The sequence below is a fragment of the Deefgea rivuli DSM 18356 genome (assembly GCF_000620145.1).
Classification (GTDB): Bacteria; Pseudomonadota; Gammaproteobacteria; order Burkholderiales; family Chitinibacteraceae; genus Deefgea; species Deefgea rivuli.
In genome coordinates this window covers 70,712-83,020 of sequence record NZ_KK211083.1, presented here as the reverse complement: position 1 = coordinate 83,020, position 12,309 = coordinate 70,712, and the positions used below count along the sequence as shown (strand labels likewise).

Here is a 12,309-nt window from a genome sequence, read left to right as displayed (position 1 = left end):
ACAGGTGTAAGCCCTAGCGCGGGTTGCGGATCATCTTGGCACGAGCGCCAACGATTCGCCGTGCGTCGACAGCGAGTAAATAACCCTAAGCTTTATACTGGTATAATGGGTCGGCTAAACCCTAACGGAATCTGCTATGTCAAACGCCTGCCCACAATGCACTTTGGAAAACACCTATCCAGATGGCGACAATAACGTCTGCGCGGACTGTGGTTTTGAATGGCCGCTGGTGGCGGTGGCCGAAGAAAGCGATGTACGCATCGTCAAAGATTCAAACGGCAATGTGCTGCAAGATGGCGATTCAGTGGTGGTGATTAAAGATTTGAAAGTGAAAGGCACGTCGAGCACTTTGAAAGTCGGCACCAAAATCAAAGGCATCCGCATTGTGGATGGCGACCATGAAGTCGATTGCAAAACTGATCTAGGTCAGATGATGCTCAAAGCTTGTTTTTTGAAAAAAGCTTAATTGGCGCACTAAAACGGCTGCGAGGCGCAATTGCGGCGTTAGAAAGAAATCTCAAAATCCTCATTGACTACAGTCAACTACGGTTTTTCGCTTCTTCCTGCCTTGCCCTTGCACCTCTCGCTACATTTTATTTCCGCCAATTCATCGACGAAAAATTTATACCCAATAAAAATGCCCGCGACCTGATGAAGGTCGCGGGCATTTTGTATTTCAAGCGGCTAAATTATTTCTTCGATACCGCATGGCCACCAAAGGCATTGCGCATCATCGACAGCAATTTCATCGAATAGTCAGCGTTACCGCGTGAAGCAAAACGCGCGTAGAGCGCTGATGCCATTACTGGCGCAGGAACGCCTAGCTCAACTGATTCGAGCACTGACCAACGGCCTTCGCCTGAATCTGGCACGAATGCATTCAAATTATCGAGTTCGGTGTCTTGTTCCAGCGTGTCGGCAACCAAATCCAACAACCATGAACGCACGACTGAGCTATGGCACCAAGTTTCAGAAATCGCCGCCACATCCAGATTGAATTCTTCTTTGGCTTTCAGCATTGCGAAGCCTTCGGCAAACGCTTGCATCATGCCGTATTCGATACCGTTGTGCAGCATCTTGGTGTAGTGACCAGAACCTGCTGGGCCAGTGTGCGTCCAACCGCGATCTGCGCCCGGTGCCAAGATTTTCATAAATGGCTCAGCCATCGCCGCGGCATCTTTGTCGCCACCGAACATCAAGCAGTAACCGTTTTGCAGGCCCCAAACGCCGCCAGAAACGCCTGCATCCACAAATTTGATATTGAGGGCTGAGAGTTCTGCGCCGTGACGTTGGCTGTCTTTATACATCGCGTTCGCGCCGTCGATGATCAAATCGCCCGGAGCCAATAGCGTTTTCATTTCCGCAAACGCGCGCTCGCTAATGTCGCCCGATGGCAGCATCAACCACACCACGCGTGGCGTTGGTAGCGCAGCGATCAACTCAGGCACGCTGGCAAACGCAGTAAAATTGGCTTCTTCACTGGCCAATTGGCTGCGCGTTTCTGCGCTCACATCAAAGCCAAATACTTTTGCACCGCCCCGAGAGAGACGACGCGCCATATTGCCGCCCATTTTGCCCAAACCGATCATTGCGATATTCATACTGTTTCCTTGTAGGTTTTGCCTCGCCGAATACGATATTCTAAGCGAAAAACAAGTGCTTTTATCGGTATTACGCCTACCACCGAAGCACTATGCAGGCTTTTTTTTGATTTGTATTAAAGTTTTGGGCTGGCTGAAGGCCTAAGCTAGCCCAGATTATTCATTTGGTCGCGCTATTATGCCCTCTTTAGCCCCACACACACCGCAATTAATTTGCCCCGCTGGCAGTTTACCTGCCTTAAAAGCTGCGATTAACGCGGGCGCCGACGCGGTTTACCTTGGTTTTAAGAATGCGACCAATGCACGCAACTTTGCCGGCCTTAACTTCACTGATGTTCAGCTTAAAACAGGGATTGAATATGCACAATCCCAAGCTCGGGAAGTTCTCATTGCCATTAATACCTATCCGCAAGCGGGTCGCACCGCAGAATGGCAACGCTCCATCGATGCTGCCGCTGATTTAGGCGCGAATGCGGTGATTCTGGCCGATTTGGGCTTGCTCGAATACGCGACGCGTCGTCATCCGCAATTGCGCCGCCATTTATCGGTGCAAGGCTCAGCCACCAATTTTGAAGCCGTCAATCTCGCGTACGAGCATTTTGGCGTGAGCCGCGCCGTGTTGCCGCGCGTATTAACCCTGCCGCAAATCGAATACGTGATTAAAAATACGCAAGTTGAAATCGAAGTATTTGGCTTTGGTAGCCTGTGTGTGATGGCCGAAGGCCGCTGTATTTTATCGAGCTACGCCACTGGCGAATCGCCCAATACCCACGGGGTGTGTTCACCTGCCAGCCATGTTCAATGGATCCCCAAGGGCGATACCCTTGATACGCGCCTCAATGGCATTTTGATCGATCACTTTGAAAAAGGTGAGCCTGCAGGGTATCCGACGCTATGCAAGGGTCGCTTTGACGTAGACGGCGATACCTACTATGCAATGGAAGAGCCAACCAGTCTCAATGCACTCTCGGTCTTGCCCGAGCTGATTCGTATCGGCGTGAAAGCCATCAAGGTTGAAGGGCGTCAGCGTAGTCCGGCGTATGTCGGCGAAGTCACCGCGACCTTGCGCGCCGCGCTTGATGCGGCGAGCGATCCGCGTTATTCGGTCAAACCCACATGGCAACAGGCGCTGGGCAAAGTCTCGGAAGGCCACCAACAAACACTGGGCGCGTATAGCCGCCCGTGGCGATAAGGCAATTGTTGACCCAACTCTTCGTCATACCGGCGTAGGCCGGTATCCAGCCGCTCAGCTTAATCAAGCTATAAAGCTTGAATCGACACGCTGGATAAAAAAAATGAGCATAAAACAACCTTGTGTTTATTTATTGTGTAACCAACGTAACGGCACTTTGTACGTCGGCGTGACATCCAATCTGGTGCAACGCATTTGGCAACATAAGGAAGGTCTGGCCGAAGGATTTAGCAAAAAATACAGCCTAAAAACGCTGATCTGGTATGAGCAGCATGCAACGATGGAAAGCGCCATCGCACGCGAAAAAGCAATTAAAGAATGGAAGAGAGCGTGGAAGTTGACGCTAATTGAAAAAATGAATCCTGATTGGCGGGATTTGTATCCGGATATTGTGTAGCTAGATACCGGCCTGCGCCGGTATGACGAAATAAGGAATAGCAATGAAACTCACCCTTGGCCCTTTGCTCTATTACTGGTCACGCCAAACGACGCTGGATTTTTATGCGGCGGCGGCCAATTGGGACGTCGATACGATTTATTTGGGCGAAGTCGTCTGTGCACGGCGGCATGAATTGCGCACGGCGGATTGGTTGGCGCTGGGTAGCGAGCTGACGCAAGCTGGGAAAAAAGTCGTGTACAGCTCGCAAGCTTTGCTGGAATCGGGCTCTGATTTATCGTCTTTACGTCGTTTTGCAACGGAGGGCGGGATTTTGGAAGCCAATGACTTAGGCGCAGTCAAAATCGCCCGTGATTTGCAGATTCCCTATATTGCCGGCACGCATTTGAATATTTACAACGGCGCAACCTTGGCTTGGCATCAAAACGCCGGCGCGATTCGCTGGTTGCCGCCACTCGAAGCCAGTCGCGATACGATTGCTGCGACTTTGGCCGAACTGGCCGCTGCAACTCCAACGCCAATTGAAACCGAAATTTTCGCGCATGGCCGTTTGCCGCTGGCATTTTCAGCGCGCTGTTTTACCGCACGGCATTACGATTTAAGCAAAGACGCTTGTGAGTTTAAGTGCCTAGATCATGCCGACGGGCAGTTGCTCAGCACGCGTGAAGGCCAGCCATTTTTGCGCCTCAACGGCATTCAAACGCAATCGGCAGCGTGCCATGCTTTGATTCATGATCTGATTGAAGTGCGCGCGGTAGGTGCAAGCCATTTGCGTATCAGCCCACAAGCACAATACACCGCTGAAATTATCGCCGCCTACCAGCAGCAGATCACCCATCCCGCCAGCACCAGCGCCGCCGATTGGGCGCGCTTCAATCCCGAAGGCTTGGTGAATGGCTATTGGCATGGCCAAGCGGGAATTCGTTTGGAGCAAACGGTATGAAACTCCCTACTGCCCTCGTTCAATTACTCAAACGCCTGCCCGAAACACCGCCGACTTTGGGCATCGTCGGCGTGCTCAACTTAGTGCGTCAGCAATTATGGCCAGAAGAGGATTTTGCGTGGTGGGAAGGTCGCCACGTTCGCATGGCGGTCACTGACTGGGATTGGGGAATTACACTGAGCTATCAAAATGGCCGCTTTGTGTGCGGCGATACGCCAGCGGACGTGACGCTCAGCGCGAGCCTGGCCGATTACTGGCAAATCGCCCGCCGACAAGAAGACCCCGATACGCTGTTTTTCCAGCGCCGCTTGAGCATGACCGGCGATACCGAATTGGGATTGACACTGAAAAACTTGATGGATGCGACCGACTTTGCGCCGCTACTACGCTTCTTTCCCAAACCACTGCGCGAAGCTTGGGAAAAATAACAGGTATCAGCTTGTAGGCTTTATTAAATAATGGATAAAAGCCAATACTCCATCACAATTTAAATCGAGCCACGGTTTTTGCAAGATCTTTAGCTTGGCCGTTAAGAGTTTTAGCTTGCTCACCCGCAGCGCCAAAAGTGGCGGCATTGGCGCGCACGCTGTTATCAATATCGGCAATACGCCGCCCAACCAGCGCGCTTTGTTCGCTCTGGCTGGCAACAGCCAACATAATATGATCGACCGCCAGCACCACCTCATGGCTGCCAGCGACAATTCGCTGCATCGTCGCTTCTGCGCCATGCGTTTGCTGCAAACCGGTATCGGCTAGCTCGACATTACGCGCCATTCCTGCGACAACGGCCGCCGTTTTCGCCCGAATGCCTTCAATGGCCTCCACAATATCGCGGGTGGATTGTGCGGTGCGCTCGGCGAGTTTGCGAACTTCGTCGGCCACCACCGCAAAACCACGGCCTTGCTCGCCCGCGCGCGCCGCTTCAATCGCGGCATTCAGTGCCAATAGATTCGTTTGGTCGGCGATTTCACGAATGCTGGTCACCATGCTGGCAATATTAGCGGTTTCTTCGCCCAGCACGCTCACTTCGGCGGCGGCAGAGTTAATACTGCTGGCCAAAGTTTGAATGCCATTGGCGACCACTTGCACACTGCTTATCCCTTCGCGCGCTTGCTCGCCAGCACCTCGCGCGAGGGTAATCGCGCTGCCTGTACTGCTTTCCATTTGCTGCAATCCAGCATTGATGTGCTCAACGCTCTCATGAATCGCCGCAACCGCATGATTGACGCTTTCTAAATTACGCAGTAATTCCTGTACGCGCTGGCTTTGCCCATCGGATGATTGCCCGAGTTGATCTGAGACTTGCCGGATCGCACTGACCACTGTTTTCAATTCGGTTTGCATCCCTGCAACGCCATCCAGTAATGAATCAGTATGCTCAACTCGAATATTTTGACTTAAATCACCATGACCAATTTGCCGAACGAGCGCAGCAACAACGCGCGGCTCGGCGCCCAGTGGGCGATACACCGAACGAGAAATCCAGAGCAAGGCCGCAATAAAGGTAATCACCACCACGACAAACATCATCCACATTCGCGTGCTGGCTTGCGCCATCGCTTGCTCTTGCCCCACTTGCGCCTCATCAAATGCCGCTTGTACTTTTGCTTCGCTTTGCTCGATCAATTTGAGCAACGCTGAGGACGATGTATCAATTTGATCGTCAATCGCCGAAAACGCCGCAGCATCGGCTTTAGCTTCCACCAATTTAGTCAAATCCACTTCAACCGAGGCCATTAGTTTTTTTGCTGCCTGACTGATTTGCTCACGCTCAGTGCCAGCATCTAAGTTCGCCAGCGCCGCTTCAATCCCTTTGTTAAGGCGCTGTAAATCCGCCATACGCTCGGGCTGAATTTTGCCCTCGTCTTTATCGACGATACTGTCCATCGCATTCAGCGTGAGCTCAAGCACTTGGCCGTGCAATTGCGCCAAAATATTATCTTGATGTGCCAAGGCCTTGGCTTGATTGATCCGCACCACCACATCGCGCTGACTGAGTGATGTATTAAGTAGCTGAGCGCCACTGCCCAGCAGCACTAAAGCAGCCAAGATCATTAAACACTGCTTAATACTTAAATTCATCGCAATCACCCCGCCTTTATGAGCTTTAGTTGTAGTGAAGGGCAGCGCTATAAGCAAAGAAAAACGGCCCACCTTTCACAGTGAGCCGTTGCAAACCAGCATTAAACCGCCAGAAAATCATTACATATTGTAAGCTTTCTCGCCATGGCAAGCCACATCCAAGCCTTCGCGTTCTTCGTCTTCTTTCACACGCAAACCAATTGTCATATCCACGAGTTTATAAGCAATGATCGCTACAGCACCCGACCAAGCAATCGTTACTAACACGCCGATGGTTTGGATTTTAACTTGCGTTGCAATGCTGTAACCGCTGGCTACACCGTTCGCAACATAATCCCACACGCCAGTGCCACCCAAATCAGGGCTAGCAAAGACGCCGGTCAAGATCGCACCCAAAATACCGCACACCCCATGCACACCAAATACATCCAGTGAATCATCAGCACCGAGCAAGCGTTTCAGACCATGCACGCCCCACAGGCCAGCAGCACCTGCCAACACGCCCATCACCAAACCACCGCCAACACCAACAAAACCAGCCGCCGGCGTAATCACGACCAAACCGGCTACCGCGCCAGAAGCTGCGCCGAGCAATGAAGGTTTGCCTTTCCACATCCATTCAATCAACAACCAAGTCATTGCAGCTGCTGCTGGAGCCACCCAAGTATTGATAAAGGCTAGAGCCGCAGTGCCGTTGGCTTCAAGTGCAGAGCCAGCATTAAAACCAAACCAACCAAACCACAAGAGTGAAGCACCAATCATCGTCATTGTTAAGCTATGTGGCGTCATTGGATCACGACCGTAACCGACACGTTTACCAACAAAGTACGAACCCACCAAGCCAGCCACCGCTGCATTGATATGCACTACCGTACCGCCAGCAAAATCAAGCGCACCGTCTTGGAACAAGAAACCCGCCGTTTTAGTCGCTAAAGTCGCTGCATCGGCGCTGGTGTAAGCATCAGGACCAGCCCAGTACCAAACCATGTGGGCGATAGGCAAGTAAGAGAACGTAAACCAGATCACGCAGAACACCAGTACCGCAGAAAATTTAATCCGCTCGGCAAATGAACCGACGATCAAACCGCAAGTAATCGCGGCAAATGCGCCTTGGAATGCGATGTAAATCAATTCTGAAATGCCAATGCCCTTATTAAATGTCGCTGCAATTGAATCCGGTGTTACGCCTTTGAGGAAGACTTTAGAGAACGAGCCAAAGAAGGCATTGCCTTCAGTAAACGCGACGCTGTAGCCATACACCACCCACAAAATACTAATCAGGCAGAATACGGTGAATACTTGCATCAGCACTGACAGCATGTTTTTGCTGCGCACCAAGCCGCCGTAAAACAGCGCCAAGCCTGGGATCGACATCAAAATCACCAAAGCCGTCGCAACGAACAGCCAAGTATTGTCGCCTTTATTGATTGTCATTGCCGCTACTGCGGGAGCAGCAGCAACCACCGATGCAACGGCATCGGCTGCCATCGCAGGGGCTGCGGCGAGTGCAGAACCCAATAGTGCGAGCGAGCTGAGTATTTTTTTCATGTTGTTCTCTCCTGTGGGACTTAGATTGCGGCTTCGCCGGTTTCGCTGGTACGAATCCGCACCACATGCGCCAAATCGAAGACAAAAATCTTGCCATCGCCAATTTTGCCAGTGTGTGCAGCCTTCTCAATCGCTTCAATCGCTTGCTCTAGCAAGTCATCAGCAATCGCGATTTCTACTTTGACCTTCGGTAGAAAATCGACCACATATTCAGCACCACGATACAACTCGGTGTGACCTTTTTGACGACCGAAACCTTTTACTTCGGTCACGGTCAAACCTTGAACACCAATCTCAGACAAAGCTTCACGAACTTCATCAAGCTTGAATGGTTTAATAATTGCAGTTACGAATTTCATGGTGCAACTCCTTAGCGGGATGTACTGAAACGATGGATTTACCTTTAGCATGAAGCGTGCCAGAGGCTTAAATACATAAAAATCAAGCATTTAAGCTACGAGCAAATCATTACAGCACTGTTGCAGCGCAATATTTAATCAATAAACACACACCAAGCACTACTTTGGTGCGCCCGAATTAAGCAGTATTTAATATGAATCTGCTAAACTAGATTCAACCATTTCAACCAAGGAGCAGGCCATGTTAAAAGATAAATTTTTTGATGATATCGCCAATAAAATTTCAGAAGCCATCGCCGCCAGCCCTGCTAAAGACGTCGAAAAAAACGTTCGCGCAATGATGGGCTCAGCATTTACCAAACTTGATTTAGTTACGCGGGAAGAATTTGAAATCCAGCAAGAAGTGCTGGCACGCACGCGCGAAACACTGACGCAAATGGAAGCACGCGTTGCTGAGCTGGAAATGCGCCTGCAAACCAATAATCCGCAAGACGGGATTTAAGGTCATTCCACCCTGAATTCAAAACTGAATTGTCGGCATCGCACTTGCCGTGCCTTAGCGCTGTCTACGGCTCGCCTTCGTGTCACTTTTGATTCAGAGCCGGAATCAGCAAGCGGTGGATGCAACACCCCAATCAGAAACCGAGCTATGCGCTCGGTTTTTTTGTACCATACAGAAAAACACCTACAAAAGAGATTGCCGTGTCTGCCGCTGAAACCCAACTGAACCCTGCCAACAGCGCCTCATCTTTTTATTTGAGCTTCGCCAGTATTCTCGACCTTGACCAACTCGCGCCGCTGTTTAATGCGTATCGCCAATTTTATGGTTGTGCTGACAATGTTCCCGAAGCACGCGCATTTTTAGCTGAGCGTCTGGCAACGGGCGATTCAAAAATTTATCTCGCGCGCAATGCCGCTGGCGAAACACTGGCTTTTGCGCAAGTGTTTGCGAGCTTTTCATCGATCTCGCTGTGCCGCAGTTGGGTATTGAACGATCTCTATGTACAACCGGGCTATCGCGGCCAGCACATCGGTGAAGCACTACTCGCGCAAGTCGAAAAAGAAGCTCGCGCCGCAGGGATTGGCATGTTGACGATGGAAACCGGCCCCGAAAACGTTCGCGCACATCGCATTTACCAAAAAATGGGCTACGTTCGCGAAATGGGTTATTTGCATTTCGTTCGCAAACTAGGCTAAGCCGCCTAAAGCAAACCACAGCGCATCGTTTCAGGTGCGCTTTTTATTGCCTACGATAAACGCAGCAGACTTGCAGCGGTTTAAACATTTTCTACAAGGAGCATCCACCATGTCGCCATTTAATCCCGAGCTTGATCTGAGTTTCGAGCGTATTGTTGATCTCAGCCCCGAGCAAATCTGGGCGGCTTGGACGACGCCAGAGCACATCAAACATTGGTTCACGCCTGCGCCGTGGCAAACCGTTGATTGCACGATTGATTTGCGCGCTGGCGGCCTTTTTCATACAGTGATGCGCTCGCCCGAAGGCGAGGAATTTCCTAATATGGGCTGCTTTTTGGAACTGATTCCGAATCAAAAATTGGTGTGGACTAATGCATTAGAGCCGGGTTTTCGCCCAATCCAAGCAGCCTCAAGCACGCAATGTGAATCATTTTTATTCACCGCCAGCATCACGCTCACACCGCACGCCAACGGCACGCATTATCTAGCGCAAGTTATTCACCAAAATGCAGCGGGTAAAAAAATGCATGAAGAAATGGGTTTTGAAGCTGGCTGGGGCATCGCGCTGGATCAATTGATTGCGTATATGAAAAACTTGTAAGCCGAGATGTTACGGGAAATCGAGGAAAACTAGAGTAGTTCTATAGGTATAGCTCTGTAGGCATTCATGAATATAAGCTACAGAGCAATACATCAATATATGAGGGGGCGAAGCGGGACTATAAGCCGGGTCCTGTCCAGATGTTGCCATCCGTGACCATCATTCCTCTAGGCGCACCATTACTGATGCGCTCAAGCAACCTACCCGTAGACTCAGCGAGCAGCTTCAACGCCTACTGCTTGGTCTTGCTCCGAATGGGGTTTACCCTGCCAGACACTGTCACCAGTGCTGCGGTGCGCTCTTACCGACCCCTTGCGGGGCTCCTCTGACGAGGACACCTTTTCACCCTTACCGCTTCACCAGTCCCCGTGGTTTCATCCCACAGTTCAACCCGATAAAGTGGCGGTTCAGCTCTCTGTTGCACTTTCCGTCGGCTCACGCCGCCTGGCCGTTAGCCAGCATTCTGCTCTATGGAGCCCGGACTTTCCTCCCCCGCCAGCATTACACTGGCAGCAGCGATGGTCTGTCCCGCTTCGCGGTGGCGATTATCACCGCAATGCATGGCCGGGGCAAGTAAAGATGGTGAATGGCGAGAAGTATGGTTTAAAATTTAAACCGAGCAGAGCAGCGAAAGAAGCCAACAAAAATGGGGAAATGCCGAGTGCATTTCCCCATTGCCTTATTCCCATATTGAATCTTAGTGCTTACGACGACGAGCGGCCAATAAACCCAGCAAGCCTATTCCCATCAAGGCATATGTTTCTGGCTCAGGGACTGGTGCAACCGCGACTGACACATTGTCCAAAGTCGCCCCCCAATAGGTGTTGTCATCATTTGTTGGGCTAATAAATGACAATGTCGTGCTATTGCCTTGTGCAACAAAGCTAAATGAATGAGAAGCCCAACCCATATTATTAAAATTACGGCCTGCCGTATCAAATTGATAAGCGTTGTTAAAATTTCCCGCGCTCACATTCACTGTTTTAAGCGATTGGCGAGCAGGGTTACCCGCCAAATCAAAAGACACGGCATAAGAGCGGCCAGCTACAGTATCAAATGTTTGTTTCATGCCACCATAGCCACTACCGTTCAAATCAATTGACCGCGTGCCTTCCGAGTTTTGCCAAAGCTGATTAATCCAATCCACACTTCCCACCACCGTCCAGCCCGTAATCGCTGAATTCCCTGCATAGATCGTGTCAAAACTCGTTGCAGCACTAAAATCGCCCGATTCAAAACCACCATTTTGAAATACCGCCGCTTGTGCAGTACTTACCAGACCCGCTGCCAACAAAAGACTCATGATATGTTTCATTTCCCATCCTCTCTATGATGTAATTAATTGTTTTTAAATATTATTTATTTAAAAAGTCAGCACGCATCGCCACAAGCTGACTCTAAAGTTCAGCAATATAGGGGGTTGGTAGTAAAAAATCCATGAATTAGCCTACTTGTTGTCAATATGCCAAAACAATTAAACGGTTTCGTCTTCTGAGTATTTAATTGGCAAGCCCGTCGCCACCGACAAAGCCTGTGCAATTTCCTTCGCTTTTTCGATATTAGCGACCGTCGCCGAGAAATTGGCAAATGCAAAGCGCTCAGCATTTTCTCCAAGCCCTGCCACCATCACCCACACCGTATCTTTGCGAAACAGATTGGGGTCTTGCTCGAAGTGGATTTCGCTAAAGGCAGTCAGTGGCGTAGATTTTTTCCAGATTGGCAATACGCCCAGCAAACAAAAACGGCGCTCAAACTGACCATTCTCAAAACGCTGCTCACTCGGCAAAGCCCAAAACAGCACGATACCGGCCAAAATCGAATAGTAAAACAAGCCAAAAAAGTGGTTTTCAAACTGATCCGACTCAATCAGCGGCAAGCCCCACCAAGCTGCGGCTAGCAGAACGAAACCAGCAATCCACCAACCTGGACTGGTGCAACTGCGATGAATAATAGTGCTCATGGGGTTTCCTGTTGGTGTCGGCATTCGCAGCCACGTCCGCCGCTAAATTGCGGCAAATCGTCGGTAATGTTGTGCCAGTTGGCACGGTTGTCGACCCAGACATGCGCGTCGGGGTGCTCACTAATCGGCGTGTCGAGTGCCGCTAGTGCAAATTCAAAATGCTCCGCACCAGCAGCGCGAAACGTCAAACTACTACCGCATTGGCGGCAAAATTGGCGCTGCGAGCCATTGTTGCCGATATAGCTGGCGAGAAAATCTTCACCAGCCAACCAGCGAAAGTCCTTGGCCGATGCAAAAGTTGAAAACGCCGCGCCGTGAAACTTGCGGCACATCGTGCAATGGCAATGCGCCATTTCGCGATCTAGCTCGCTTACTGCAAACTGGATTTCGCCGCAGAGGCAGGAGCCGGTGTAATGAGTTTGTTGCATC

At 50.6% G+C, this 12,309-nt stretch carries 15 protein-coding genes and 1 other RNA gene; 8 read left to right on the top strand and 8 right to left on the bottom strand.

The features are described 5' to 3' along the window. The first annotated feature begins 136 nt into the window (after window positions 1-136). Window positions 137-466 carry a zinc ribbon domain-containing protein YjdM gene (locus tag Q320_RS0115300; RefSeq protein WP_027469724.1) on the top strand — a complete coding sequence of 110 codons (330 nt, stop codon included), beginning with the start codon at window positions 137-139 and terminating at the stop codon, window positions 464-466. A 223-nt stretch (window positions 467-689) separates the two neighbouring features. Here the strand turns inward: Q320_RS0115300 and gnd are convergent, their stop codons facing one another. Next, window positions 690-1,601, bottom strand: coding sequence for a phosphogluconate dehydrogenase (NAD(+)-dependent, decarboxylating) (gene gnd / locus Q320_RS0115295; RefSeq protein ID WP_027469723.1), 912 nt, complete (start codon window positions 1,599-1,601; stop codon window positions 690-692). Window positions 1,602-1,779: 178 nt separating this feature from the next. Between gnd and ubiU the strand changes: the two genes are divergently transcribed. The 4 genes from ubiU to ubiT all read left to right on the top strand — a co-directional run bounded on the left by ubiU (window position 1,780) and on the right by ubiT (window position 4,561). Then, a complete protein-coding gene (gene ubiU / locus Q320_RS0115290) occupies window positions 1,780-2,793 on the top strand; it encodes a ubiquinone anaerobic biosynthesis protein UbiU (RefSeq protein WP_027469722.1) in 1,014 nt (337 codons plus the stop codon). Window positions 2,794-2,896: 103 nt separating this feature from the next. Then, a complete protein-coding gene (locus Q320_RS0115285; RefSeq protein WP_211251243.1) occupies window positions 2,897-3,190 on the top strand; it encodes a GIY-YIG nuclease family protein in 294 nt (97 codons plus the stop codon). 43 nt (window positions 3,191-3,233) lie between these two features. Next, entirely contained in the window at window positions 3,234-4,133 is a 900-nt protein-coding gene (locus Q320_RS0115280; protein WP_027469720.1) for a U32 family peptidase, read from the top strand. After that, complete coding sequence (gene ubiT / locus Q320_RS0115275; protein ID WP_027469719.1) at window positions 4,130-4,561, top strand: ubiquinone anaerobic biosynthesis accessory factor UbiT; 432 nt, start codon at window positions 4,130-4,132, stop codon at window positions 4,559-4,561. The genes Q320_RS0115280 and ubiT overlap by 4 nt, the downstream gene beginning before the upstream one ends. 52 nt (window positions 4,562-4,613) lie before the next feature. Here the strand turns inward: ubiT and Q320_RS0115270 are convergent, their stop codons facing one another. The 3 genes from Q320_RS0115270 to glnK form a co-directional block, all read right to left on the bottom strand. Beyond that, window positions 4,614-6,215 (bottom strand): methyl-accepting chemotaxis protein, encoded by a 1,602-nt coding sequence (locus Q320_RS0115270; protein WP_027469718.1) that lies wholly within the window; start codon window positions 6,213-6,215, stop codon window positions 4,614-4,616. 120 nt (window positions 6,216-6,335) lie between these two features. Then, window positions 6,336-7,763 carry an ammonium transporter gene (gene amt / locus Q320_RS0115265; RefSeq protein WP_027469717.1) on the bottom strand — a complete coding sequence of 476 codons (1,428 nt, stop codon included), beginning with the start codon at window positions 7,761-7,763 and terminating at the stop codon, window positions 6,336-6,338. Between the two features lie 20 nt (window positions 7,764-7,783). Beyond that, a complete protein-coding gene (glnK, locus tag Q320_RS0115260; protein WP_027469716.1) occupies window positions 7,784-8,122 on the bottom strand; it encodes a P-II family nitrogen regulator in 339 nt (112 codons plus the stop codon). A 241-nt stretch (window positions 8,123-8,363) separates the two neighbouring features. Between glnK and Q320_RS0115255 the strand changes: the two genes are divergently transcribed. The 3 genes from Q320_RS0115255 to Q320_RS0115245 all read left to right on the top strand — a co-directional run bounded on the left by Q320_RS0115255 (window position 8,364) and on the right by Q320_RS0115245 (window position 9,920). Next, window positions 8,364-8,624, top strand: coding sequence for an accessory factor UbiK family protein (locus Q320_RS0115255; RefSeq protein WP_027469715.1), 261 nt, complete (start codon window positions 8,364-8,366; stop codon window positions 8,622-8,624). 200 nt (window positions 8,625-8,824) lie between these two features. Continuing rightward, entirely contained in the window at window positions 8,825-9,319 is a 495-nt protein-coding gene (locus tag Q320_RS0115250; protein ID WP_169734465.1) for a GNAT family N-acetyltransferase, read from the top strand. A 109-nt stretch (window positions 9,320-9,428) separates the two neighbouring features. Then, the gene (locus Q320_RS0115245; protein WP_027469713.1) at window positions 9,429-9,920 is read left to right on the top strand and encodes an SRPBCC family protein; all 492 of its coding nucleotides are present in this window, start codon (window positions 9,429-9,431) and stop codon (window positions 9,918-9,920) included. Window positions 9,921-10,025: 105 nt separating this feature from the next. Here the strand turns inward: Q320_RS0115245 and rnpB are convergent. From rnpB to Q320_RS20150, 4 genes are all read right to left on the bottom strand, one after another. After that, window positions 10,026-10,455: RNase P RNA component class A (rnpB, locus tag Q320_RS21095), an RNA gene on the bottom strand. A gap of 162 nt (window positions 10,456-10,617) precedes the next feature. Further along, window positions 10,618-11,235, bottom strand: coding sequence for a choice-of-anchor C family PEP-CTERM protein (locus Q320_RS0115240; RefSeq protein WP_211251248.1), 618 nt, complete (start codon window positions 11,233-11,235; stop codon window positions 10,618-10,620). A gap of 159 nt (window positions 11,236-11,394) precedes the next feature. Continuing rightward, window positions 11,395-11,880: a hypothetical protein gene (locus Q320_RS0115235; protein ID WP_027469711.1), complete on the bottom strand. Its 486-nt coding sequence runs from the start codon at window positions 11,878-11,880 to the stop codon at window positions 11,395-11,397. After that, a complete protein-coding gene (locus Q320_RS20150) occupies window positions 11,877-12,308 on the bottom strand; it encodes a GFA family protein (protein WP_051534810.1) in 432 nt (143 codons plus the stop codon). Before Q320_RS20150 ends, Q320_RS0115235 begins: the two co-directional genes overlap by 4 nt. Window position 12,309: the final 1 nt, after the last annotated feature.